The organism is Brevibacillus sp. AG (assembly GCF_028369215.1).
Lineage (GTDB): Bacteria > Bacillota > Bacilli > Brevibacillales > Brevibacillaceae > Brevibacillus > Brevibacillus porteri.
Map to the genome: position 1 here is coordinate 1 of NZ_JAQMYO010000009.1, position 25,292 is coordinate 25,292.

General features: G+C 46.4%; 25 protein-coding genes and 10 tRNA genes. 18 read left to right on the top strand and 17 right to left on the bottom strand.

Going from position 1 to position 25,292, the window contains the following annotated elements:
* Positions 1-5 precede the first annotated feature (5 nt).
* From POF51_RS23060 to dnaA, 16 genes are all read right to left on the bottom strand, one after another.
* Positions 6-80, bottom strand: a tRNA-Gln gene (locus tag POF51_RS23060).
* Between the two features lie 18 nt (positions 81-98).
* Positions 99-183, bottom strand: a tRNA-Tyr gene (locus tag POF51_RS23065).
* Between the two features lie 47 nt (positions 184-230).
* A tRNA-Thr gene (locus POF51_RS23070) sits at positions 231-306 on the bottom strand.
* A 14-nt stretch (positions 307-320) separates the two neighbouring features.
* A tRNA-Phe gene (locus POF51_RS23075) sits at positions 321-396 on the bottom strand.
* Between the two features lie 35 nt (positions 397-431).
* Positions 432-508: transfer RNA gene (locus tag POF51_RS23080), tRNA-Asp, on the bottom strand.
* Positions 509-533: 25 nt separating this feature from the next.
* Positions 534-609, bottom strand: a tRNA-Val gene (locus POF51_RS23085).
* Positions 610-642: 33 nt separating this feature from the next.
* Positions 643-716: transfer RNA gene (locus tag POF51_RS23090), tRNA-Glu, on the bottom strand.
* A 7-nt stretch (positions 717-723) separates the two neighbouring features.
* Positions 724-799, bottom strand: a tRNA-Asn gene (locus tag POF51_RS23095).
* Positions 800-816: 17 nt separating this feature from the next.
* Positions 817-892 (bottom strand) — tRNA-Ala (locus POF51_RS23100).
* Between the two features lie 44 nt (positions 893-936).
* Positions 937-1,013, bottom strand: a tRNA-Ile gene (locus POF51_RS23105).
* Between the two features lie 218 nt (positions 1,014-1,231).
* The gene (gyrB, locus tag POF51_RS23110; RefSeq protein WP_069850204.1) at positions 1,232-3,157 is read right to left on the bottom strand and encodes a DNA topoisomerase (ATP-hydrolyzing) subunit B; all 1,926 of its coding nucleotides are present in this window, start codon (positions 3,155-3,157) and stop codon (positions 1,232-1,234) included.
* On the bottom strand, positions 3,157-3,444 hold the full coding sequence (gene remB, locus POF51_RS23115; RefSeq protein ID WP_017246848.1) for an extracellular matrix regulator RemB: 288 nt from the start codon (positions 3,442-3,444) through the stop codon (positions 3,157-3,159). The genes gyrB and remB overlap by 1 nt, the downstream gene beginning before the upstream one ends.
* Positions 3,445-3,455: 11 nt before the next feature.
* Positions 3,456-4,574, bottom strand: coding sequence for a DNA replication/repair protein RecF (recF, locus tag POF51_RS23120; protein WP_106835596.1), 1,119 nt, complete (start codon positions 4,572-4,574; stop codon positions 3,456-3,458).
* A 16-nt stretch (positions 4,575-4,590) separates the two neighbouring features.
* Positions 4,591-4,806: a S4 domain-containing protein YaaA gene (gene yaaA / locus POF51_RS23125; RefSeq protein WP_017246846.1), complete on the bottom strand. Its 216-nt coding sequence runs from the start codon at positions 4,804-4,806 to the stop codon at positions 4,591-4,593.
* Positions 4,807-4,838: 32 nt separating this feature from the next.
* Positions 4,839-5,978 (bottom strand): DNA polymerase III subunit beta, encoded by a 1,140-nt coding sequence (gene dnaN, locus POF51_RS23130; RefSeq protein ID WP_017246845.1) that lies wholly within the window; start codon positions 5,976-5,978, stop codon positions 4,839-4,841.
* A gap of 207 nt (positions 5,979-6,185) precedes the next feature.
* Positions 6,186-7,547 carry a chromosomal replication initiator protein DnaA gene (gene dnaA / locus POF51_RS23135; protein WP_017246844.1) on the bottom strand — a complete coding sequence of 454 codons (1,362 nt, stop codon included), beginning with the start codon at positions 7,545-7,547 and terminating at the stop codon, positions 6,186-6,188.
* 584 nt (positions 7,548-8,131) lie between these two features.
* Here dnaA and rpmH point away from each other — a divergent pair.
* The 16 genes from rpmH to POF51_RS23215 all read left to right on the top strand — a co-directional run bounded on the left by rpmH (position 8,132) and on the right by POF51_RS23215 (position 23,223).
* Complete coding sequence (gene rpmH, locus POF51_RS23140; protein WP_007720125.1) at positions 8,132-8,266, top strand: 50S ribosomal protein L34; 135 nt, start codon at positions 8,132-8,134, stop codon at positions 8,264-8,266.
* A gap of 161 nt (positions 8,267-8,427) precedes the next feature.
* Positions 8,428-9,396 carry a hypothetical protein gene (locus POF51_RS23145; protein ID WP_271756180.1) on the top strand — a complete coding sequence of 323 codons (969 nt, stop codon included), beginning with the start codon at positions 8,428-8,430 and terminating at the stop codon, positions 9,394-9,396.
* A gap of 141 nt (positions 9,397-9,537) precedes the next feature.
* The gene (gene rnpA, locus POF51_RS23150) at positions 9,538-9,906 is read left to right on the top strand and encodes a ribonuclease P protein component (protein ID WP_271756181.1); all 369 of its coding nucleotides are present in this window, start codon (positions 9,538-9,540) and stop codon (positions 9,904-9,906) included.
* A 4-nt stretch (positions 9,907-9,910) separates the two neighbouring features.
* Positions 9,911-10,135 (top strand): membrane protein insertion efficiency factor YidD, encoded by a 225-nt coding sequence (yidD, locus tag POF51_RS23155; RefSeq protein WP_205669431.1) that lies wholly within the window; start codon positions 9,911-9,913, stop codon positions 10,133-10,135.
* A 38-nt stretch (positions 10,136-10,173) separates the two neighbouring features.
* Positions 10,174-10,932 (top strand): membrane protein insertase YidC, encoded by a 759-nt coding sequence (gene yidC / locus POF51_RS23160; RefSeq protein ID WP_017246840.1) that lies wholly within the window; start codon positions 10,174-10,176, stop codon positions 10,930-10,932.
* Positions 10,929-11,558, top strand: a complete 630-nt coding sequence (gene jag / locus POF51_RS23165; protein ID WP_007720132.1) for an RNA-binding cell elongation regulator Jag/EloR — start codon at positions 10,929-10,931, stop codon at positions 11,556-11,558. The genes yidC and jag overlap by 4 nt, the downstream gene beginning before the upstream one ends.
* Before the next feature lie 288 nt (positions 11,559-11,846).
* Entirely contained in the window at positions 11,847-13,223 is a 1,377-nt protein-coding gene (gene mnmE / locus POF51_RS23170) for a tRNA uridine-5-carboxymethylaminomethyl(34) synthesis GTPase MnmE (protein ID WP_047070294.1), read from the top strand.
* A gap of 16 nt (positions 13,224-13,239) precedes the next feature.
* Positions 13,240-15,138 (top strand): tRNA uridine-5-carboxymethylaminomethyl(34) synthesis enzyme MnmG, encoded by a 1,899-nt coding sequence (gene mnmG / locus POF51_RS23175; protein ID WP_017246838.1) that lies wholly within the window; start codon positions 13,240-13,242, stop codon positions 15,136-15,138.
* Positions 15,139-15,149: 11 nt separating this feature from the next.
* Entirely contained in the window at positions 15,150-15,866 is a 717-nt protein-coding gene (gene rsmG / locus POF51_RS23180) for a 16S rRNA (guanine(527)-N(7))-methyltransferase RsmG (RefSeq protein WP_017246837.1), read from the top strand.
* Positions 15,867-16,078: 212 nt separating this feature from the next.
* The gene (locus POF51_RS23185; RefSeq protein WP_271756182.1) at positions 16,079-16,642 is read left to right on the top strand and encodes an MgtC/SapB family protein; all 564 of its coding nucleotides are present in this window, start codon (positions 16,079-16,081) and stop codon (positions 16,640-16,642) included.
* Between the two features lie 636 nt (positions 16,643-17,278).
* Entirely contained in the window at positions 17,279-18,133 is an 855-nt protein-coding gene (gene noc / locus POF51_RS23190) for a nucleoid occlusion protein (protein WP_106835589.1), read from the top strand.
* A gap of 508 nt (positions 18,134-18,641) precedes the next feature.
* A complete protein-coding gene (locus tag POF51_RS23195) occupies positions 18,642-19,400 on the top strand; it encodes a ParA family protein (protein WP_015894094.1) in 759 nt (252 codons plus the stop codon).
* Positions 19,397-20,242: a ParB/RepB/Spo0J family partition protein gene (locus tag POF51_RS23200; RefSeq protein WP_017246833.1), complete on the top strand. Its 846-nt coding sequence runs from the start codon at positions 19,397-19,399 to the stop codon at positions 20,240-20,242. Before POF51_RS23195 ends, POF51_RS23200 begins: the two co-directional genes overlap by 4 nt.
* A gap of 15 nt (positions 20,243-20,257) precedes the next feature.
* Positions 20,258-21,412: an aminotransferase class V-fold PLP-dependent enzyme gene (locus POF51_RS23205; protein ID WP_069850189.1), complete on the top strand. Its 1,155-nt coding sequence runs from the start codon at positions 20,258-20,260 to the stop codon at positions 21,410-21,412.
* Positions 21,413-21,442: 30 nt separating this feature from the next.
* Complete coding sequence (locus POF51_RS23210) at positions 21,443-22,156, top strand: DUF554 domain-containing protein (protein ID WP_069850187.1); 714 nt, start codon at positions 21,443-21,445, stop codon at positions 22,154-22,156.
* Positions 22,157-22,323: 167 nt separating this feature from the next.
* Positions 22,324-23,223, top strand: a complete 900-nt coding sequence (locus POF51_RS23215) for a diacylglycerol/lipid kinase family protein (RefSeq protein WP_069850186.1) — start codon at positions 22,324-22,326, stop codon at positions 23,221-23,223.
* A gap of 91 nt (positions 23,224-23,314) precedes the next feature.
* Here POF51_RS23215 and yyaC read toward each other — a convergent pair whose 3' ends face one another.
* The gene (gene yyaC, locus POF51_RS23220) at positions 23,315-23,920 is read right to left on the bottom strand and encodes a spore protease YyaC (RefSeq protein ID WP_017246828.1); all 606 of its coding nucleotides are present in this window, start codon (positions 23,918-23,920) and stop codon (positions 23,315-23,317) included.
* Between the two features lie 214 nt (positions 23,921-24,134).
* Between yyaC and POF51_RS23225 the strand changes: the two genes are divergently transcribed.
* On the top strand, positions 24,135-24,416 hold the full coding sequence (locus tag POF51_RS23225; RefSeq protein ID WP_026042915.1) for a DUF3343 domain-containing protein: 282 nt from the start codon (positions 24,135-24,137) through the stop codon (positions 24,414-24,416).
* Positions 24,413-25,288 carry a mechanosensitive ion channel family protein gene (locus tag POF51_RS23230; RefSeq protein WP_069850184.1) on the top strand — a complete coding sequence of 292 codons (876 nt, stop codon included), beginning with the start codon at positions 24,413-24,415 and terminating at the stop codon, positions 25,286-25,288. Before POF51_RS23225 ends, POF51_RS23230 begins: the two co-directional genes overlap by 4 nt.
* The last annotated feature ends 4 nt before the right edge of the window (positions 25,289-25,292 follow it).

Sequence of the window (25,292 nt, forward strand, 5' to 3'; positions counted from 1 at the left end):
AAAAATGGCTGGGGTACTAGGATTTGAACCTAGGAATGACGGAGTCAAAGTCCGTTGCCTTACCGCTTGGCTATACCCCAATAGCCATGAAGTAAAGATGGTGGGGAGAGACGGATTCGAACCGCCGAACCCGGAGGGAGCAGATTTACAGTCTGCCGTGTTTAGCCACTTCACTATCTCCCCAAGCTTGTCCTTCAAAAGTAAACCTTATTCAACTTTCAAAGAAAAAGTGGTGCCGGCAATAGGACTTGAACCCACAACCCCCTGATTACAAGTCAGGTGCTCTACCAATTGAGCTATACCGGCGTGTTTTGTATAAATGGTGGCTCGGGACGGAATCGAACCGCCGACACGAGGATTTTCAGTCCTCTGCTCTACCGACTGAGCTACCGAGCCTCAAGCGTAATTATTTCGCCATCGCTTGAGAAAAATGGCGGAGCTGACGGGACTCGAACCCGCGACCTCCGGTGTGACAGACCGGCGTGAACTCCAACTTCACCACAGCTCCATGTAAAACATTCAGTTGTTAAAAGTGGTGGAGGCTGACGGGATCGAACCGCCGACCCTCTGCTTGTAAGGCAGATGCTCTCCCAGCTGAGCTAAGCCTCCAGGACCCCTGCGTTTGCAGGGCGTTTTGCTAGGTGACCCGTAGGGGATTCGAACCCCTGTATGACAGCGTGAAAGGCTGCTGTGTTAAACCGCTTCACCAACGGGCCGTTTCAATGGCTCCTCGGGACGGACTCGAACCGCCGACCGATCGGTTAACAGCCGATTGCTCTACCAACTGAGCTACCGAGGAATAATCATATTTTAGAATGGTGGAGCTGAACGGGATCGAACCGATGACCTCCTGCTTGCAAGGCAGGCGCTCTCCCAACTGAGCTACAGCCCCATCCTAATGCTTTAATGACGCAATTGCCATGTCAGCTATGTAAGTGGTGGGCCTAGGCTGACTCGAACAGCCGACCTCACGCTTATCAGGCGTGCGCTCTAACCAACTGAGCTATAGGCCCATAATTACTTCCGGAACTTAAATCTATCACACTTTTAAATTCATTGCAATAGAAAATTTGATTTTTTTTATTGCATGGGTGAACTTTTTTTGTGAAATACGAGCTTAACAAACGTACACTCTATTATAATTTATGTTCATCGTATTTTTCAAATGTGTTTTGTATTTTCATAAAGAAAAAGCTTGCCCGGTAAAGGACAAGCTTTTCTTCGTTCCAACTTAAATATCAAGATCGCGTACGTTTGCCGCGTATTGCTCAATAAACTCCCTGCGAGGCTCTACTTCGTCTCCCATCAGTGTCTCAAACACCATATCGGCATCCATAGCATCCTCGAGATCTACCTGAAGCAACGTACGGACTTCTGGGTCCATCGTAGTCTCCCACAATTGATCCGCATTCATCTCACCTAGTCCTTTATAACGTTGGACGTTAGGCTTAGGTTGAGCCTTCAAGGTAGCGAGTACCGCATCACGTTGCTTGTCGGTATAAGCATAATGCAACGTCTTCCCTTGCTTGATGCTGTAGAGAGGCGGCTGCGCAATATAAATATACCCCGCTTCAATCAACTGTTTCATGTAACGGAAGAAGAACGTCAGCAGAAGCGTACGAATATGCGACCCGTCGACGTCGGCGTCCGTCATAATGACGACTTTGTGGTAACGTGCCTTTGAAATATCAAAATCTTCGCCAACACCCGTTCCCAAAGCAGTAATAATGGCACGGATCTCGTTATTCCCGAGAATTTTGTCCAGACGTGCTTTTTCTACGTTCAATACCTTCCCGCGAAGAGGAAGAATGGCTTGGAAATGACGGTCGCGTCCCATCTTCGCAGAACCACCCGCAGAGTCACCCTCTACAATGAACAGTTCAGATTCGGATGCGTCCTTGGAAGAGCAGTCCGCCAGTTTCCCTGGCAAAGCACTTACTTCCAGGGCACTCTTGCGACGAGTCATTTCACGTGCTTTACGAGCTGCCTCACGGGCACGAGATGCCATGAGCGCTTTTTCCACAACTTTTTTGGCTACACCCGGGTTTTCTTCCATAAAGGTGTTAAAACGGTCACCGAAGACTGACTCAGTAATGCTTCGCGCTTCCGAGTTGCCCAGCTTCGTTTTTGTTTGTCCTTCAAACTGAGGCTCTTGAATTTTTACGGAGATAATCGCGGTAATACCTTCACGCACATCGTCCCCGGAAAGATTCGGATCCTTTTCCTTCAGGAAGTTAAACTTGCGGCTGTAGTCGTTGATAACACGGGTAAGAGCCGTTTTAAATCCGGTTTCGTGGGTACCACCCTCATGCGTGTTGATATTATTGGCAAAAGAGTAGATGTTGCTCACATAGCTGTCGTTGTACTGAAGGGCAACCTCAATGACAAGACCTTCTTTTTCTCCTTCGCAATAAATCACATCGTCATGCAGGGCTTCCCGGTTTTTATTCAAGTATTCTACGAACTGGATGATACCGCCCTCGTAGTGGAAGGATTCTTCCTTCTCATGATCTGGACGCGCATCTTTCAGCGTGATGCGCAATCCTTTGTTAAGGAACGCCAGCTCGCGAATACGTTTTTGCAAAATCTCGTATTCAAATACCGTTGTTTCGGTAAAAATAGTCGGGTCGGGCTTGAAGGTAACTTTTGTTCCCGTCTCTTCGGTCTCGCCCACAACAGCAAGATCGGCATCCGGTGCGCCTACTTTAAAGCGCATGTAGTATACCTGATTATTTTGTTTAACCTCGACTTCCATCCATTCGGATAGCGCGTTCACTACCGAACTACCTACCCCGTGAAGACCGCCGGACACTTTGTATCCGCCACCGCCGAATTTACCACCGGCGTGCAATACAGTCAAAACGGTTTCAACAGTAGATTTTCCGGTCTTTTCATGAATGCCAGTCGGGATTCCTCGTCCGTTATCGGTTACAGATACGGAGTTGTCTGGATGAATGACCACCAAGATCTCGTCGCAATAACCGGCCAGCGCCTCGTCAATGGCATTGTCGACAATCTCCCATACCAGGTGATGCAAACCTCGGCTGCTGGTCGAACCGATGTACATGCCGGGACGTTTCCGAACTGCCTCTAACCCTTCCAGTACCTGAATCTGACTCGCATCGTAGTTTGTATCTTTCGTCGTCACTTGATCCACTACTCTGTCAACTCCTCCACTTCAGCTTGTACAAAGGGAAACTGATCCAAGCTGTCCACGAACTGAGCGCGTCGCTTCAGCGTCAGAGAAGAAATAGGTGAACAGTAAATGGCGTTCTGGGTGATTACATAAGACTTCGTTTCTTCCTCGCTATGATCAACAATTGTCTTACTTTTTTCGAGTAAGAACGCTTTGTTGATTTTTGAGGATTTCACAGTCTGATGATCAAGAATGGAAATGACTTCCTTCGTGCTCACCACAGTATCTCCACCAATGTGAATAAACATCCCTGTACCCCCTACCTTTCTCCGGAGATTTTCCCTTCCCTCACGTAAAAACGAGAGGCTTGCTGGAGAACCTGATGCTTTAAGCCTTCCACACCTGTGGTACTTACAAACGTCTGTACTCGATCCTGAATGGTTTCGAGCAGCAATGTTTGCCGATGTTCATCCAACTCTGACAAGACATCATCCAACAACAAAACGGGGTATTCTCCCACTTCTTCTTTAATCAGCTCAATTTCGGCTAATTTAATAGACAGCGCACTGGTGCGTTGCTGTCCCTGGGAACCATACGTTTGCACATCCATGTTGTTCACTTTAAGTGAAAAATCATCACGGTGTGGCCCAATAAGGGTGCTCCCCCGCATGATTTCCCGGTCGCGAACCTCTTCGTAGGCAGCAAGCATTTTATCTACAGCCTGATCTATCGTCATTTCTTCTGTAACGGGCGATGAGTTTACGTAATGCAAAGAAAGTCTTTCCCTGCCATCGGTAATGCCGGTGTGGATTTCCTGTGCCCACGTCTCCAACTTCCGAAGGAACTCAAAACGCTTCCGTAACAATTTTACCGCTAAATCGGCTAATTGGGTATTCCAAATTGCCAGCATTTCCAGCGAGTTACTTTTTTTCATGGCCAAATCCTTTAAAAGCTGATTTCGCTGGGCCAGCACTTTGTTGTAATTGCTCAAATAATAAAGATACGTAGGTGAAACCTGACCGATTTCCATATCGATGAAGCGTCTGCGCTGGGCAGGTGCGCCTTTGACAATGGAAAGATCCTCAGGTGCAAACATGACGACATTCAATGCCCCCACATAGGCGCTCAGCTTCTGCTGCTCCATTCCGTTGATTTTGGCCCGCTTTCCCTTGGTTGTCAACTGTAGCTCTAAACGAACAGAACCGTAGCGACGAAGAACATCGCTACGGATCGTGGCATAATCGGCATCCCAGGAAATTAGCTCCTTGTCACGGGGCGTTCGGTGGGATTTGGCGAGTGCCAAAACATAGATCGATTCGAGAGCATTCGTTTTCCCTTGAGCGTTGTTGCCAATAAACAACTGGATGGGACCGTCAAACGACAGGGACATCGTTTCGTAGTTGCGATAATTGGTTAGAGACAGGTTCTTGAGAAACAAGAATCACGCTCTCCTCTCAGGGGCGTACCACTTGATAGCGACCATAGCCTTCAATCGCCACTTCATCGCCAGGATATAGCTTGCGTCCACGTCTGTTGTCCAACTCTCCATTGACCTGGATCGGAACCTCAGCCAAAAAAGCTTTGGCCATTCCCCCTGTGTCAATGATTTCAGCCAGCTTCAAAAATTGGCCGAGAGCAATATAGTCTGTGCTAATGGAAACCTCACGCATGGCTTGGCTCCTTTCTTTTACGTAAAAACAAATTAGTACGTACGAACCGGCAAAATCAAATGGAGCATCCAGTCGTGATCGGTCGGACGAATCACAAATGGACTCATCGGGCCGCTAAAGCTCGCTTTGATTTCCGCGCTATCGATTGCACGCAGCGCATCGATCATGTATTTGGCGTTGAAGGAAATTTTCAATTCTTCGCCATTCATTGCTTTTGGCGTCAAAATGTCCGTTACTTTCCCGATCTCAGGTGCATTGGACGTAATTTCGACGGTTCCATCAGGCATCGTAACGAGCTTGACTACGTTCGATTTGCCTTCGCGGCTCAGCAAGGAAGCGCGCTCAATGGATTGCAAAAACTCCTTGGTGCTGACGGTGATTTCCGTTTTACTTCCTTGTGGAATAATTCTGGTCGTGTCTGGATATGTTCCTTCCAAGAGACGGGAATAGAACAAGATATGCTTGGACTTCACCAAAATTTGATTGTCAGCAACAACGATATCCGCGAGATTTTGGTCGTCATCTAATATTTTTACCAATTCATTGCAGCTTTTACCCGGAACAACCACGTTATGGAAAGAAAGATCCTCTGGGCATTCGACCATAGCAGTACGACTAGCCAAGCGATGGCTGTCGGTTGCCACAAAACGCAATTTGCCTTGATCAAGCGACCACATCAAACCAGTCAAGATCGGACGCATTTCGGAAGTAGAGACACCAAATACAGTCTGGCGAATCATTGCCTTCAGTAAATCACAGGGAACACTGAAGACTTTATCTTCTTCCAGATGCGGCAGCTGTGGATATTCGTTGGCATCCATTCCGTTAATGGTGAACTCCGCTTGTCCGGAACGAATTTGGGTTACGAGACGATCATCAACTTGAATATCGATTTCATTGCTTGGCAACTTACGCACGATTTCGCTGAAAATACGTGCAGTCAACACAATGCTACCAGGTTGATGTACGGTTACTCCCCATTCTCCGGCTTCTTCCAGCGGGATCTGAACTTCAATAGACACATCAGAATCGCTTGCTGTCAGTGTCAAACCTTCATCATCCGTTTTGATTTTAATCCCGGTCAAAATTGGAATCGTAGTTCTGCTAGAAACTGCTTTGCTAACATGCGATACGGCGTTCGATAGCTTTTCACGCTGAACGGTAATATGCATCGACGTGAGCCTCCCTCTCCGGCGCCATTATTTTTGGTTGGAATCTGCATAATGGCTGCGCCTTTATCATAACTTATTAGGATAGATCTTTTTAACAGAAGTAGTAATAGGGCCTGTGGATTTGTGGATATGTGGGTTCAATACGTAAAAGAGAGCCTATACACATGTGGGTAAGTTGTGTATAGGCTTTTTGCGTTATGCACAGGTTTAATGGTTTGCTTTTAACTTTTCAATGAGCGACTGAATTGTTGTTTGCATATGAGGGTCATTTGCCAGCGCACGAGAGATTTTCTCATGGGCATGGATGACTGTCGTATGGTCACGGCCGCCAAATTCATCACCGATTTTCGGCAAGGAGGCATCCGTCAGCTCTCTAGAGAGATACATCGCAATCTGACGTGGGAAAGCGACGGTTTTTGTCCGTTTTTTCGCCTTGAAATCTTCTAGTTTCAGGCTGAACGCTTCTCCGACTGTTCGTTGGATGTCCATAATGGTAATCACGCGTGGGCGGGAGGAAGGAATAATGTCTTTCAGTGCTTCCGCTGCCAGCTGCGTGTCGATATCGCGATTAATCAAGGAAGAGTAGGCAACGACACGAATCAGTGCGCCTTCCAGCTCGCGGATGTTGCTGTCGATCTGGTTGGCGATGTACGCCATTACCTCATTAGGGATATCGAGATTTTCCGCTTTCGCCTTTTTGCGCAAAATCGCAATCCGCGTTTCGAGGTCTGGCGGCTGAATATCCGTAATCAGTCCCCATTCGAAGCGTGAGCGGAGGCGATCCTCCAGTGTCGGGATCTCCTTGGGAGGCCGATCGGAGGAGATGATGATTTGTTTGCTTTCTTCATGTAAGGCATTGAACGTATGGAAAAACTCTTCTTGTGTCGATTCTTTGCCCGCTAAAAACTGAATGTCATCAATTAAAAGAACGTCAACACTCCGGTATTTATTGCGGAATTCGACGGCTTTGTTGTCACGAATAGAGTTGATGAATTCATTGGTGAATTTCTCAGACGACAAATAGACCACTTTCGCCGATGGGTTGTGCTGAATGACATAATGGCCAATTGCATGCATTAAGTGGGTTTTGCCAAGTCCGACTCCTCCGTATATGAAGAGGGGATTGTAAGCTTTTGCAGGAGCTTCAGCAACCGCAAGCGATGCGGCGTGAGCGAATCGATTCCCTGAGCCGATGACAAACGTGTCAAAGGTGTATTTGGGATTTAAGATACTGGGTGGCTGGTCATCCGCGACTGTTGGCGGCTCGCTCATTTTCACCCGTGGGGCAGGTTGTTCGTCGGCAAAAGCCGCATCAGGATTTTGCATCGCGACGAACTTTACTTTCATATTGATACCCGTCACTTCATATAGTGTATCGGTAATCAGTTGTGCGTACCTGGTTTCTAGCCAATCACGAGCAAAGTCGTTTGGTGCGACGACGATCAGTGCATCTTCTTCTAATGTAGTTGCCTTTGTCGCCTTCAGCCAGGTATCAAAACTGGGTTTGCTTAGCGATTTTTCTATCTTGGCGAGTACTTTGCGCCATAGTTCGCTAATCGCTGCATCCAACCAGAATCCCTCCCTCTGGACCATCCGAAAAATTGATGAAGCACCGATCGATAATGATCGAGAAAAAGTGCAAAAACCTGCTATGTTGTGACCTAATTGTCAACACAGTCGAATGTAGCGACTGTGGATAAAAAAAGTCGAAATATAGGGATTCCGCTCGTAGAAGTGAAAAAAAGCAGACGGTTATCCTCAATCCTGTGAGTAACGACATACACATAGGAAAGAATCTGTCCACAAACTTATCCACACCCTGTGGAAAAACCGATTTACGTATCGGAGTTATTCACGCTTCAAAACAAAAACATAATAACAGATATAAGGCATGGTATCAATGGTTTTTTCATACTTATCCACAAACACAACTTCTGGTACCCCCCACATATTCACATCCCTATATTTTGTGTACAAGCTGTAGATAAACTTGTCGAAACCTGTTTTTGTGGATAAAATGATATCCACAGGTTCGGGAAATAGTTTTATGGGGATATTTGCCTTGGTAATGAAATTCCACTGTCACTTGACTTTTTAGGCATATGTTCTTATAATGCAAAAGAATGTCTTTGCAAGACGGAGGTGTATACGTAATGAAACCATCTTTCAATCCTAACAACCGCAAGCGCAAAAAGGATCATGGATTCCGTAAGCGCATGAGCACAAAGAATGGCCGCAAAATTTTGGCTGCTCGTCGTCAAAGAGGTAGAAAAGTTCTTTCCGCTTAGGCCACACTTTCAGTGGCCTTTTTGTTTGCTTACATATGTCTGAAAATTCTTTGTTCTTATAAAAAGAGGAAGGCTCTCTCCGATGTGGAAAACTTTTGAGGGATAATCGTTACCTAGCTACCGAAAATCCTACTATTTATTGAAGGGACAGGAGGAGGCCGATGGAGCAAAGCAAGGACGTAACCGAGTTTTTTGTATCATTGGCGCGAGAGTTTCTTGACGAATGGCCTCTAGCTAGCTTGGTATGTGCCTATGCTGGTGGATCTGTCGGGAGGGGAGAAGCGGACGCATACAGCGACCTCGATTTACACATCTTTGTGGAGGGAGAAGGTGATCCTTCCTGTGAAAATCGTCTGTTTAGAGGGCATGTGATACAGCTACAGGTCCAAGCTGTTCCTACAGATGAAGAAGTATACGAGAATCCGTGGGCATGGCGTTACTTAAAGGAAGCAAAGGTTGTTCTGGACCCAGAGGATCGTTTCACTTCCTGGATGAATGACATGTGTGCCTACATGGATTCTCTGGCTGGAAAAGAGAAAATGTTCGCACAGGCAAAAGCGGTGGTAGATTCATTCCACGAAGAGGCGCAGGCTGCCTTAATGGAAGGCTTCCCTTACTCTGCTTATTTGGCTGCATGGGCAGGATGGATCGGTGCGCATCAAATGAGTGCCTTTTTCCAGGGGCATTCATTGAGTGATGCACAGTTGTATCAGTTGGTACAGAAAGCAGGACGTTCCGACGGTATGGAAGGCTTTTTTCAGGAGACATACCAGCGTAATGAAGAGGTACAGGATGCACTCATGCTATTGGCGGACTATCGAGCTCATCTACGGTCAAAATATGAGGGGACCCAGTTTGCGCTGGCGGTTGAAAATGATTGGTTAGTAAAGAAGAAGGTTCAGAGATTGCAGGAGAGAAATCAGCTTGATATGGCCGGGTTTTTATTATTTTCAGAGGCGATCTGGTTATATCATAGCGTGGATTCTGATGAATGGCTGGAGAATCATTGGGCGGATCTGCCTGCTAAGCTTTCCTTGTCCCTTCAAAAATTGGGCTTTTTCCAAGCGGATGAGCAATTGCTCTCTGACTTGCGCTATGCCAGTGCAGAAATCATCGCGGAAATTGGCTGATAGCATTCATTTTTTCCACTGAATTTTTGATTTTGTTCTAAACCGAGTATACTTAGGGAAAAAAGTGGACGAAACAAGGATATACTGGTAGATGCTGTGTACGTTTTCTACTATAATTGTGATGTTAGGGGTTGTTTACCTTTGCATCGTTCACACCGGCTCAAAAAAAATGAGCAATTCCAAGCTGTGTTTCAACGAGGAAGTTCTGCTGCTAATAAGCAGTTTGTCTTGTATTCAGCAAAGCAAGAAGGACAAGCGGCTTTTCGCGTGGGAATTTCCGTCAGTAAAAAAATTGGCAATGCTGTTGTCCGCAATAGAGTCAAGCGGCTTATACGCGAAGCAGTAGCTCGAATGGAGTCTGATATTCCGGTCAGTCTCGATCTCGTCATCATCGCCCGTCCGGGTGTGGAAGCGATGACGCTTGAAGCCATTGAGCAATCTCTGTTACATGTGATGAAGCGAGCCAAAGTGATCAAACAGGCACCCGTACATAATGGAAAAAGAGGGTGAAACGATGATGGTGAAGATCATGGTTTGGTTGATTCGGGGATACCAACTGATGATTTCTCCGTATAAACCACCTTCATGCAGATTCGCGCCCACCTGTTCTCACTACGCAATCGAGTCGATTCGTCGATTTGGGGCGTGGAGGGGAGGCTGGTTGGCCCTTCGTCGCATCTTGAAATGCCATCCGTTCCACCCGGGCGGGTATGATCCAGTCCCGGATCAGCACAAATAAGATTACCTCAATTGAAGCGGGGAAAAGGAGGATCACCCTTGAGTAGACGTACACTCAGCATTCTTATGCTGACTATGCTGGTTCTAGTTTTGTCGGGCTGTAACCCCCAAGCTGCTGCACCAATTGGCCCTGACGCAACCGGCATTTGGGACAAGTATTTTGTTTATCCACTGTCCTGGCTAATTAAAGAGAGCGCATTGATACTCGGAAACAACTACGGTCTGGGTATTCTGATTGCAACGATCATCATTCGAATCATTGTGCTTCCATTGATGGTCAAGCAAATCAAGAGCTCCAAGAAAATGCAAGAGATTCAACCGGAGATGCAAAAAATCCGTGAGAAGCACAAGAATGATCCACAAAAAGCGCAAGCGGAAACGATGGCTTTGTTCCAGAAGAGCGGTGTCAATCCGTTGGCTGGATGCTTGCCAATGTTGGTACAAATGCCGATTTTGATCGCGTTCTACCATGCGATCATCCGTACGACCGAGATTAACTCGCAAACGTTCATGTGGTTAACGTTGGGAGAAAAAGACCCGTACTACATTTTGCCGATTGTTGCGGCGATTACGACGTACCTGCAATCCAAGATGATGGGTCAAGCAACACAAGGAAATCCACAAATGCAAATGATGATCATCATGATGCCGCTGATGATTTTGGCGATTGCCGTCACATTGCCATCAGCGCTGTCTCTGTACTGGGTATACGGTAACCTGTTTACCATTGTACAAACCTACTTCCTGTATCGTGATAAAGGAAATATGCCTACTCCTAAAGGGGGAGCCTCCAAGTGAAAAAGGTGGTAGCTACGGCAAAAACGATCGACGATGCTGTGCAAAAAGCTTTGCTGGAATTGGGAGTGCCGCGTGAGCGGGCAACGATCCAAGTTCTAGAAGAACCAAGCAGAGGATTGTTTGGACTGATTGGGGCAAAGGACGCTAAAGTGCAAGTAGAATTTCACTTTGATCCGGTTGCACAGGGACGTGACTTTCTTCAAGACGTTTTGTCGAACATGAAGGTGAATGCCAAAGTGGAGACGCGTACAAATGAAGAGGGTATGCTGTTTGACATCCAGGGAACCAATCTGGGAATCATTATTGGCCGCAGGGGACAAACTCTTGATTCATTACAGTATCTCGTAAACGTCGTAGCGAACCGTCATGCGGACAAACATGTACGTATCACTTTGGATGCCGAAAATTACAGGCTGCGTCGCAAGGAAACATTGGAGCAGCTCGCAGATCGTGTGGCGAAAAAAGCGTTATCGACCAAACGGGATGTGCGTCTGGAACCAATGTCTGCTGCTGAACGGAAAGTAATCCATGCCTTCTTGCAAAAGAGAGCGGATGTGGTTACTTTCAGTGAAGGAGACGAGCCAAATCGTTATATCGTGATTGCACCGAAAGAAGCCTCTCGCTAGGCTTCTTTTTTTTGCTGAAATTAAGTGAGCAAGCGTCGACATTTTGAACAATCTCTTCAAAAAGTTGTCCACTGTGGATAATTGACCAAATGGTTGAGGATTTGCGAAAATGATTATACTGTGGATAACCAAAATGGACAGCAACCTTGGCGGATAGGGTTGCTTTTTCCTATTAGATGTTTAGCTATATGGATTGGCTGCACTTTCTTTTGGAATTTTTCTAGACGATCTGTTATGCTAGTAAGTTAGTGGCTGACTTGTAAGAGTGGAAAGCTTGAGGTGAACAGCATGAAATTCGATACAATAGCGGCGGTCGCAACACCGATGGGTGAAGGCGGTATTGCCGTGATCCGGGTAAGCGGTACGGAAGCGATCGAAGTTGTGGATAAGATATATAAAGGAAAGCAGCGGTTGTCCACTGTGGACAGCCATACGATCCATTATGGGCACTTGTATGAGCCAAACACAGGTGAACGAGTGGAAGAGGTACTGGTTTCCGTAATGAAGGCTCCCCGTACATTTACGAGGGAGGATGTAGTTGAGGTCAACTGTCACGGAGGAATTGTTTCCGTTGAAAAGGTTCTGGAGTTAATCTTGGATAATGGTGCAAGATTGGCGGAGCCGGGCGAGTTCACAAAGCGTGCGTTCTTAAATGGACGTGTCGATTTGTCTCAGGCTGAGGCCGTCATTGATTTGATCCGGGCGAAAACAGACAGAGCGATGAAGGTCGCATTGAATCAAGTAGAAGGGAAGCTGTCCAGGCTCATTCGGCAGCTGCGCCAAAACTTGATTGAAGCGATGGCCCATATAGAAGTAACACTGGACTATCCAGAGCATGACGTTGAGGAGTTTACACAAAATTTCTTGCGAGGAAAGTGCCTGGAGGTTAAAGGTGAAATCCAACGACTGTTGCAGACCGCACAGCAAGGAAAAATTTTGCGTGAAGGCTTGTCGACCGCGATTATTGGACGTCCGAATGTAGGAAAATCCTCTCTATTAAATAGTCTGGTCCAAGAGGAAAAGGCGATTGTGACTGACGTTGCCGGAACGACACGCGATGTTATCGAAGAGTATGTCAATGTGCGTGGGGTTCCTTTGCGACTCATCGATACCGCAGGAATTCGTGATACAGAGGACATCGTGGAGAAAATCGGGGTAGAGAAGTCCAGACAGCTGCTGCAAAAGGCTGACCTCGTGTTGCTCGTGATCAACTACAACGAGCCTCTCTCCGCCGATGATTACGCGATTTTTGAAGCGGCAAAAGGGTTCCATGTGATTGTGATTGTTAATAAATTCGACCTGCCGCAAAAAGTGGATTTGGAAGAGATCAAGCGTCATTTCCCTCAGCAGCCGTTGATTATGACGTCTGCGCGTGAGGAGACGGGGATCGATCTTCTGGAGCAGGCAATTGGGGAGATTTTCTTCAGTGGCCGCGTGCAGCAGGATGACTTGACCTACGTGAGTAACGCCAGACATATTCAACTGCTTCGTCAGGCAGAGCGAGCCATAGATGAAGCACTGGGTGGAATCGACGACTTGATGCCAGTAGACATGATTCAGATCGACATTAAAAAGTCGTGGGAGCTGCTTGGGGAAGTCATCGGGGAAAGCGTCGGCGAGGATTTGATTGACCAGATTTTCTCCCAGTTCTGTCTGGGTAAGTGATAGAGGAGGACAAAAAATGAACGTTGTACCTGCATATGAAGCGGGCTCGTTTGACGTCATTGTCATTGGTGCGGGTCATGCCGGTGCGGAAGCTGCATTGGCGGCTGCACGTATGGGTTGCAGTACATTGCTGTTGACGATCAACCTGGATGCTGTGGCGTACATGCCATGTAATCCTTCCGTAGGTGGTCCGGCAAAAGGCCACGTCGTACGCGAATTAGACGCGCTTGGTGGAGAGATGGGACGCAATACTGACAAAACCCATATCCAAATGCGTATGCTGAATACAGGGAAAGGACCTGCTGTGCATGCCTTGCGCGCACAAGCAGACAAATTTGCGTATCAGCATGAAATGAAGAAAACGATTGAAAATACTCCGAATCTGATCCTGCGTCAAGCGATGGTGGAAGAGCTGATCGTGAACGACGGTGTCTGTGAAGGGGTTATTACGCAAACTGGGGCTCGATACATGGCCAAATCTGTTGTATTGACGACCGGAACTTATTTGCGCGGAAAGATCATCCTCGGAGATCTCCAATACGAAAGTGGACCGAACAACATGCGTCCGTCCATTCGTCTGGCCCATCATTTGAAGGAACTCGGTTTTGAAATGACACGTTTCAAGACGGGGACGCCACCACGTGTTCATAGCAGCAGTGTGGATTTCTCTAAAATGGAGATTCAGCCTGGTGATCCGGTACCGCGCGCTTTTTCTTATGAAACAACGGAGTTTATTATGGATCAGCTTCCTTGCTGGCTGACATATACGAATGAAGAAACACATGGACTCATCAATAGCAATCTGCATCGTGCTCCAATGTACTCGGGGATGATCGAAGGAACAGGCCCGCGTTATTGCCCTTCGATTGAAGATAAAGTAGTTCGTTTTAACGATAAGCCGCGTCACCAAATTTTCTTGGAGCCAGAAGGACGCAATACCGAAGAAATGTATGTACAAGGCTTGTCGACCAGCTTGCCGGAGGATGTTCAGCTTTCCATGCTGCGCTCCATGGCTGGAATGGAAGAAGTCAAAATGATGCGCCCTGGCTATGCGATTGAGTATGATTCGGTCGTGCCGACGCAGCTCTGGCCTTCTTTGGAAACCAAAATCTTGCCTGGCTTGTTCACAGCAGGACAAATCAATGGTACCTCTGGCTATGAAGAAGCAGCGGGTCAAGGTCTCATGGCAGGAATTAACGCAGCACGTCGCGTTCAAGAGAAACCACCAGTTATTTTGGGACGAGAAGAGGCGTACATCGGTGTCTTGATTGACGACCTTGTTACGAAAGGAACGCATGAGCCTTATCGTTTGCTTACTTCTCGTGCAGAATATCGCTTGCTGCTGCGTCATGATAATGCAGACTTACGCCTGACGGATATCGGCCGTGAAATTGGTCTGATTAGCGAAGAGCGCTATAATCGATTTATCCAAAAACGCGAGCTGATCGAGCAAGAAAAAGAACGTGTGGCAAACACGCGTGTACGCCCTGAAATGGCACATGTCCAAGAGGTTTTGCGCAACGCAGGCTCTCCTGAACTGACAGATGTCATCGAGCTGGCTCAATTGCTGCGTCGTCCGGAAATCAACTACAGCCACATTGCTCAAATGGTCCCTGCACCAGAAGCACTGCCAGAGGATGTGACCGAACAGGTTGAAATCCAGATTAAATACGATGGCTACATCAAAAAGTCTTTGCAACAGGTTGAGCGGATGAAAAAAATGGAGGAGCGCCGCATCCCAACGGATATTGACTACCACCAAATCTCTGGTTTGTCCAAGGAATCCCGCGACAATATGACCAAAATTCGTCCATTGAACATCGGGCAGGCGGCTCGTATTGCAGGGGTTACTCCAGCAGACATTTCCGTGTTGATGGTATATCTGGAGTACAAACGCGTGGGAGTAGCCGAATAAGGAGAAAAGCTATGACGAAAGAACAGTTTGCCGAGGTACTTGCAGCCCAGGGGATTTCTTTGACGGATCGTCAGAAGGAGCAGTTTGATCATTTTTACCGCCTGCTGGTGGAATGGAATGAGAAGATGAACCTGACCGGGATTACCGAAGAGGGGCAAGTGTACAACAAGCATTTTTATGATTCGATCACGCCGGCTTTTTACTTCCCATTTGACCAGGTGCAATCGGTTGTAGATATCGGTGGGGGCGCAGGCTTTCCGAGCATTCCTTTGAAAATTTGCTTCCCACATCTGAAAATGACGATCATTGATTCCTTGAATAAGCGAATGAGCTTTTTGCAGCATGTGGCTAAGGAACTGGGCCTGGAGAACGTAAATCCCGTACATGGGCGTGCTGAAGATCGAGGGCAAGAAGCGATTTATCGGGAAAAGTTTGATCTCGTAGTGGCACGTGCTGTTGCGAGACTCAATCTGTTATCGGAGTTCTGCCTTCCTTTTGCCAAAGTCGGAGGACACTTCGTCGCTCTCAAGGGAGCGGAGATTACTCCAGAGCTTGCTGAAGCGAAAAAGGCAATCAAGACGCTCGGTGGAAAGACGAGAAAGGTCGAGACATTCCAGCTTCTAGAGGAAGCGGGAGAGCGTAACATCGTCATCATGGAAAAAATAGAAGCGACACCGAAAAGCTATCCGCGGAAGGCAGGAGTTCCTGCGAAAAAGCCGTTAGTGTAGGAGTCAGTCATACGAGAGGGTCGTAGCCACGTGCTGCGGCCTTTTTTCGTATGGATAGTTTAAGTGAAATTGCCCATTCCTGATGAAAGGGAAAGTATGCCTCAAAAGTAGTCTCTCAGGTTTGTTTCTTGGATCATGGAGTCTACAGCTCGGCATATACATAGTACTAGCTCCTTCGAAGGAATGACATCGTATGAGAGGGTGATTAGACTATGCAAGCAGCAGTACTTTCCTCCTTTTTTCCGCCAGAACTCCCGACCATATTGCTTCGGCTCTTTCTTGCTTTTCTAGCAGGTGCCATCATGGGATGGGAGCGAGAGAGATTCATAAAGGATGTGAGTAGGCAAAGAGGCGCTGGGTTTCGAACGTATAGTCTCGTTTGCTTTGGTTCGTGTCTTTTTGGACTAGCTTCTATTTATGGCTTTTATTCGAGTGGTGTAAATCACGATCCAGGGAGGGTAGCTGCACAAGTCGTGACGGGAATGGGATTTTTGGGAGCCGGAGCTATTATTAAATTCAATGGTACGGTGAAAGGCCTGACGACGGCAGCAGGGATGTGGGTTGCTTCAGCCATTGGTCTAATGTTCAGTGCAGGAATGTATGTCGCTGCGATCGTTGCCGCGATTTTCTCGTACCTGACGTTAGACTTTCATAGACTTTTCCCTCGATTGTTTTCTGTCACCAAGATTTCACATCCTACTGATGAGAGCATTGGAAGTGAAGAGAGGCCAAAGCACCGTGACGATCGCGATTTTTATGACGAAGATCACGATTGATGTTTCACGTGAAACGTTTTTCGTTAGCAGGAATTGGACGAATCTTGCAGAATTACATATATATAAATGAACCTGAAGAAAGCGTATAGGGAAAGAATATTAGGTCAAAGGCAATTTTACAAACCGACCGGATGGGCAGGAAGAGTCTGTTAAGCAGTGTGTACGATAGGGCTTGTGAAGCTTTTTTCAAATAAATGCATGCTGTCTCTAACGATGTAAGAGGAGGACCTATGTAAAAAGAGTAGGACTGCACTCACTTACGACGCCAATATGCCATTTTTCCTTAGCAGCAACAATCAAAGAACATATTCAATCTGTCATATCCGGACAATGGATGGGCGAGGGATACAAAATATTTCGAGGGAGATTCTGTCGTTGATTGGACAGGACCTTTTTCAGTTTCAAGGACGTATTCAAAAAGTTGTCTTTTCAGCACCAAGAAAGTGGCGAGAAGCTGAAGATGGAGGGGCGGAATGTAGGGGAGCTACATGAGCACCAGGATTTCGAAGGTGAACGCTTGTTTCGTTGTTGCGCAATCTTTCAGGATTACTTCGTGATCAAAAATGACTTTTTGAACACCTCTTCAAAGACTTTAAAATAGCACGGATGGAACGGGTAGAAGTGGGGGATTTTTCTATGGCAGTTAAAGATTCATTTTCTCGGATTTTTGGCTTGACGGACAAGACAGATAACGAAGAAATCAAACAAATACCAGTTGAGGAGATTGTACCGAATCCATATCAACCTCGTACTGTATTTGATGACGAGAAAATTGATGAGTTGTGTCAAACGATACGTACTCATGGGCTCATTCAACCGATTGTCGTGCGGGTTCGCGATGGTCGTTATGAATTGATTGCTGGAGAACGACGTTTGCGCGCAACTAGAAAATTGGGCATGGAGAGGATTCCTGCGATTGTCAAAGAGTTTAATGACTCGCAAACAGCCTCTATCGCTTTGATTGAGAATTTGCAACGAGAAGGTTTGACAGCCATTGAAGAGGCAGTCGCATATCAAAAGCTGATTGATTTGCACAATTTGACGCAAGAGAGTCTTGCTCAACGTTTAGGCAAAGGACAATCGACAATCGCAAACAAACTGCGCTTGCTCCATTTACCGCAAGAAATTCAAGATGCATTGTTGTCCAGAAAAGTAACAGAGCGTCATGCAAGGGCTCTGATTCCGTTAAAAGATCCAGAATTACAAAATAAGGTCTTGTTGGAGATTTTGGAGCGGGAATGGAATGTGAAACAGACGGAAGTGCGCGTGAAGCAGCTTCTAGAATTGGCTGAGAACCCAAAATCGGAAAAAGATGCGAAGCCTCGCTGGAAAGCATTTTCAAGAGATACGCGGATTGCGATTAATACTGTTCGACAATCGATCGATATGGTGATCCAGACGGGCCTACCTGTAGAGACGGCGGAAGAAGATCATGATGAATTCTATCAATTCACCATTCGTATTCCGAAAAACAAGGAAACAGGGAAATAAATGAGATGGTAACAAAAAAGGCGACAAGGTCGCCTTTCTTTTTGGGCAAATGCTGATTATTTAGAGGAAAAAGAGACGTTCGGTAATGTTTAATTTCCAGAAAAAAGCATTTCGTATAAAAAAAGCTAGGGAAATTTGCATTTTTGGGACAAAAATCAGGCTTTTTTGTCTCATTATCTAAAAAAAACAGCGTACGACCAAGCTGTAAATCTGATAACATGGAGAGTACCAACCTGTGCATACTAGCAGGTTTACTCAATAATAAATGAGGATAACTTTGCAGAGACTTTTTTCGTCTTATCATGTACAGGCCATGTAAGGTTACTGAATGGCAACGAACGAAGGAAAATGTATAAAAGACTATCGTTTTACAAGAATACGAGCAAATCGTAAATAGACTCGAATGACTAACTAGATGAGGATACAGAAGATGACTTTGAAAGACGTACTGGAGAGTGTACTGGTCAAACCACAAGCTTTCCTACACGACAAAAAAGAGGTGGAGAAGTTGGGAAAAATCATTGCGGTTGCGAACCAGAAAGGCGGCGTCGGGAAAACGACTACGTCCGTCAATCTAAGTGCTTGTTTGGCCGCATTGGGGAAAAAGGTGCTGCTGGTTGATATTGATCCGCAAGGAAATGCAACCAGTGGGATCGGGGTAAATAAGGCAGATGTTAAGTACTGCATTTATGATGTCCTGATCAATGATATCAACCCCGTCGATGCGACTTTGCCAACTGAAATTGAAGGATTAATGATCATTCCTGCCACCATTCAATTGGCAGGTGCGGAAATCGAGCTGGTTCCTACGATTTCTCGTGAGGTTCGTCTGAAAAAGGCACTGGAAGTTGTCAAGGACAAGTACGATTACGTCATCATCGATTGCCCGCCATCCTTAGGGATTTTGACCGTTAATTCTTTGACAGCATCTGATTCCGTCTTAATTCCAATCCAGTGTGAATACTATGCGCTAGAGGGATTAAGCCAACTGTTGAACACCATTCGTTTGGTCCAAAAACACTTGAATTCACAGCTTGCTATCGAAGGTGTCGTGCTGACAATGCTCGATGCACGTACGAATCTCGGTTTGCAAGTGATTGAAGAAGTGAAAAAGTATTTTCAGGACAAAGTATACAAGACAATTATTCCTCGAAATGTTCGCTTGAGTGAAGCGCCGTCACACGGACAAGCCATCATTACGTACGATCCACGCTCAAGAGGAGCGGAAGTCTATACTGATTTGGCGAAGGAAGTGGTAGGGGTATGAGTAGAGGATTGGGAAAAGGGCTGAATGCGCTTATTACTTCCAATCTCATCGAAGAAGGGGAACAGGTAAAAGAAGTTTCCATCAATGAGATTCGTCCTAACCCTTATCAGCCCCGGAAAGAATTCGAGCAATCGGCTATCGAGGAACTAGCACAATCGATCAAAGAGCATGGGATCATCCAGCCGCTGATAGTTCGGAAAAGCATCAAAGGTTACGAGCTGGTAGCTGGAGAAAGACGATTGCGTGCTGCAAAAGTAGCGGGGTTAAAAGAGGTTCCGGTAGTAGTAAAGGCGTACACAGATCAGCAATTAATGGAGATTGCCCTGATTGAGAACTTGCAACGGGAAAATCTGAATCCACTCGAAGAGGCAGAGGCTTATGACAAGCTAATTTCTCACCATGATTATACGCAAGAACAGCTTGCACAAAAGATAGGGAAGAGTCGACCACATGTAGCCAACATGCTGCGTTTGCTGCAACTGCCAGAGAAGATCCGGAAAATGGTCTCGGCATCCGAACTATCCATGGGACATTCGCGTGCTTTGCTTGGGGTAACGGATAAGAAATTACAACAACAGCTCGCAAATGACGTGGTGGAAAAAGGATTGAGTGTTCGTCAGCTGGAGGAGCTTGTGAAGCAGCTCAATGTTTCACGTGAAACAAAAAAGAAAAAGCCAGCGAAAAACGAGCCAGTATTGATCGAGATGGAGGAACGGCTACGCAGTCGTTTTGGAACATCGGTCAAGATTAAAAAAGGATCGAAGCGCGGCAAGATCGAAATTGACTTCTATTCACAGGAAGACTTGGAGCGAATCATCGATATGTTGAATATAGAGAAGTAAGTCCAGGAGGTAGTCATGGCGATCATCTATTTGGATAACGCAGCTTCTACATGGCCGAAGCCACCAGCAGTCAAAGAAATGATGGCGGAAGTCATCGAAGATTTTGCTGCAAATCCTGGCCGAGGTGGACATGCACTGGCGATGAAAGCGAGTAAAGCTGTGTTTCGGACACGGGTGCAAGTGTCGCGGTTGTTTGGGATTCAAAACCCGAATAACCTCTTTTTTTATCTCAATGCTACTCAAGCACTTAATCAGGCGATAAAAGGATTCTTACAAGCAGGCGATCATGTTATTTCTTCGTCTGTTGAGCATAATTCGGTAAGACGTCCCATCGAGTACATGCGCAAAAACAACCAGGTAGAAGCTACTTTTGTCGAGCCGAGAGAAGACCATCAATTCTATGTAGAGGATTTTGCCAAGGCAATTACGCCCGCGACGCGGTTAATCGTTGTGAGTCATGCCTCCAATTTGACAGGTGTCATCCTGCCTGTAGCCGAACTGGGGAAACTGGCAAAAGAGCACGGAATTACGTTTTTGGTGGATGCTTCTCAATCTGCTGGTGTTTTGCCTATCGATGTAGAGGCAATGAATATTGACATGCTTGCTTTTCCTGGGCACAAGGGACTGTATGGTCCACAAGGTACAGGTGGTTTGTACGTGAGCAATGATATTGATCTCGAGCCCTTGATTCATGGGGGGACAGGTAGTCAGTCTGAAGCGATCGATCAACCAACAACTCGTCCAGATCGATACGAAAGCGGGACACTCAATACGGTTGGTTTGGCAGGGCTGCAAGCAGGCGTTGATTTTGTCATGGAAAAAGGTGTGGACAACATTCGTCAGCACGAATGGGAGTTAGTGAAACAAACGATCCTTGGATTGCAGCAGATCGAGGGTGTACATGTCTACGGACCGGGGATTGAGACGGAACGTGTAGGTGTGGTTGCTTTTAATATCGGAGAGGTGGATGCAGCAGAGGTATCGTTTATCCTGGATCAACAATACGGGATTGCGACCAGATCGGGTTTTCATTGCACGCCACTGGGTCACCAGACTGCCGGTACCGAACAACGTGGAGCGGTTCGCGCCAGCTTTGGAATTTTCAACTCAGAGAAAGATGTAGAAGCGCTTCATAACGCTGTTCGAGAAATAGCAGCAGCGTTTGTGTAAGGGTAAGGCATCTGTAGGGGGACAGCGCAAGTGATCTTGCTTGGAACATTGGTCAACGCCGGAGCAATCATCTTAGGAGCATTGTTAGGCAGAATGTTGAAGCGAATTCCGGAGTCGATGCGACAAACCGTCATGCAAGGAATTGCTCTGGCCGTATTCATATTGGGCATTAAAATGTGCCTGGGTTCGGATAATTTTTTACTCGTGATTATCAGTATTGTGCTAGGAACAGTACTAGGTGAATGGATTGGGATAGAAAAAGGCTTAAACAATCTGGGGCATTGGCTGGAGAGGAAAGTTGGGGGAAGCCAAGGCAGTATCGCCACTGGTTTTATCACGACGACGCTGGTGTACTGTATTGGAGCCATGGCTGTACTGGGTGCATTGGACAGTGGTTTGCGTAACAACCATGATGTATTGTTTATGAAAGCATTGCTAGACGGATTCTCTGCGATCATTTTCACATCAACGCTAGGAATCGGTGTTATCTTTTCGGCTGTGCCCGTGTTTTTATATCAAGGCATGATTGCGTTATTATCTACACGCATTTACAGTGTGGTAAGCGAAACGATGCTGGATGCGATCCTGGTAGAAGTAACGGCGGTAGGTGGCTTGATGATCATTGCCATTGGATTAAACGTCTTAGAGATCAAACAGATAAGGGTAGCCAACATGATGCCAGCATTAGTGATCGCAGCAGTCGGAGTTCCCTTTATAGATTGGATTTCAAAGCTGTTTTCATAGATGGCACAGAGGCTCTTCCTTCGGGAGGAGTCTTTTTTAATGAAAAATCAACTATCATCGATAAAAATAGCATGCGATAATATGATACAAAAACTTGATTTGCGAGCAAGTATGGATAAGTGGGACGAAACAGTACAGTATGACGGCATGTTGGGGAGAGAATTACTATGTTGGGTGTAATCGTCAATCCTGTATCGGGCAATGGCACAGGGTTGAAAGTATGGAGGAAAATTGAGCCAACGCTACGACGTCTAGGAGCGCCTTTTCATGTCAGGATGACATCAGGAGAGGGGGAAGCAGAAAAATTATCAAAAGAGCTGATTCAAAAAGAGGGAGTAAATAAAATCATTGCTGTCGGAGGCGATGGAACGGTCCGCGGCGTGATAAACGGAATATACGAGTCGAATCAAGATTGCCGATTTGGATTGGTACCAGCTGGTTCCGGGAATGATTTCGCTCGCGGACATGGAATTCCGATGAAACCGTTACAGGCATTAGAGAGAATTCTGTCGGAAAAAGGGGAAAAGCGAATCGATCTGATTTTATTGAATGGAGAAGTGGCTGCGAATTCAATCGGGGCCGGATTCGATGCACAGGTAGCAAAGATAACGGATCAAGCTGTGTACAAAGCTTGGCTGAATCAGTACAAGCTAGGAGCACTCGCCTACATTATATCGGTGATTCGCGTCGTATTTACGTATCAGCCACGTGACATCGTACTGAACGTTGATGGTCTTGAGGTTCGTTTAAAGGCTGTCTGGCTAGTTGTCGCTGCCAATATTCCGAATTACGGAGGCGGAATGCTGATTTGCCCCGATGCTATACCGGACGATGGGATTGCGGATATTTGCGTAGTAAGTGGTATGAGTCGATTCGGATTGTTAGCAGCTTTCCCGAAAATATTCACAGGAGCTCACCGTCATCATCCGGGTGTCCGTTTTTATAGGGGCAAGCAGGTAACGATACAAGCAGCAGGACAACTGCCCGTCCATGCAGATGGAGAAAGCGTAGCGCCAACGACGATCAGTGCTCAAGTGATTGAAAAGCGTCTGACGATTTTTGTGTAAAAAAAAATAGACCTGTCATCCGTTGAGGGAGAGAACAGATCGTAAAGCAAGTTTTCTAAAGAGGGATGGAACCTTTTGCAAAAAGAAACGGTCAATCATATAAGACACTATCGAATCGACTCGGCGTAGAAGCCAGTGTTACGGCTTTTGCCAGTCCGGAAGCTATGATATCTGCCATGTTCATGACGATGGAGAGGCGGGTATTTTGAAGGACAAAATACTCCATGAATCCTCCTACGTTGACAATCCCGGTAATGTGAAAGGAACCAACAGGAGGCAGCTCTTTTTTAACACCAGCCCCTGGTTTTAGTGGACCATTAATCACATTGATGTTTCCGACGTGGCTAAATTGACCTAAACAGGCATCGACTGCAATGAGTGTAGCTGTCGGATGATTCGCTTGGATGAGCTCTAATTTTTCCTTAAGATTCATGGCGTGTACAGGGTCCTCAAGCGTTCCGTACACTTGCAAAAAACGAGTTGACTGTGCGATGAGCTTGGTTCCTACTAATGGGCCTAGAGCATCACCAGTAGAACGGTCTGTCCCAATACATACAATGACAAGGTCGTCATCGAACCGATTTAAGCGAAAGCGCTGTGCAAGGTGACCGGCGAGATGCTCGTCTGCGTTTTCACTGCGGTATTCCACTTTAAAAGGTGGCAAAGAATAATCCTTGCGATTATCGGATGTGCTCATGGAAACCCCCACTCTTGCCGACTTGGCTTAAACCAACCTGTAAAAGGTTATATAAAAGTATTCACAGTATCGTACCGATATGACATTTTTATACCTGCTAATGGGAAAGTTACGTAGGTTTTGAAAACTCAGTGAGGCTGGCATGCATGAAAACGAACAGGTAAAATAAGAGGAGCCTATAGCAGTTTGTGTGAAATAGATGAGGGGGAGTGAAATGGGAGGAGAGACAGTGCTGATCGCGTTTGATTCCACGCAGCAAGCCTTGCGGGCAGAAATGCTGCTGGAGTACGAAGATATTGAGATCGATACAAGACCAACGCCGAAAGAAATAACGGCAGGCTGTGCCCTTTCCATTGAGTTCCCACTGTCGGATTACTCACGAGCGAAAGCGATCATGATGGAACAACAAGTGGTAATACGAGGATACTTCCGTCAGTTTTTTGGCCAGTATAGCGAGGTCGACGAAAACGGGGAGCAGAAGGAGCGGGAGGAATGAATCAGGCTGGTTTTTTTGAGAGAATTTATGCCCAAGTATATTCGTATGTGACCGATGCAGATATGTGGGTAAATATAGGGATGGCTGTACTGAAAATCGCAGCGATTATCCTGTTATCGCGAATCGTCGTGTCGGTTGTGCAATCAGGCGTAAATAAAGTGTTCCAGCACCGGCATGGAAGCAAGATTCAAATGGATCAACGTCGAGTAGACACGATGCGGGTTCTTGTCAACAATGTCGTGCAGTATGGCATTTACTTTTTGGCGATTCTCATGATTTTGCAGCTGTTGGGCATTGATTTGCGTCCTGTTTTGGTAAGCGCAGGGGTACTTGGGCTGGCAGTTGGTTTTGGGGCGCAGAGTCTCGTTCGTGATATCATTACGGGATTCTTCATTATTTTTGAGGACCAATTTGCTGTCGGAGACGTCGTAACGATCAACAATTTGACGGGCACGGTGCAGGAGATTGGTCTGCGCATTACAAAGGTGCGAAGCTGGACGGGTGAGGTACACATCTTTCCAAACGGCACGATTAATCAAGTGACCAACTTTTCTTTGCAAAATACGTTAGCGGTTGTCGACGTATCTGTAGCGTATGAAGAAGATCTGAACCAAGTTGAGTCTGTGCTCAAAGAAGTGTTGGCATCGGCTCAAACGGAATTGACGGATATCGTAGCTGAGCCGCAAATTTTGGGAGTACATGCACTGGGACCTTCCGAAGTCATCATCCGGGTTACGGCTGAGTGCAAGCCAAACACGCATCACGGGGTCAATCGAAATTTGCGTGCGAAGATCAGAACGGAATTAACAAACCGAGGCATTCAAATTCCGTATCCCAAAATTGTCGCGGTGTCTGGAAAGGGAACAGTGTAGAGAG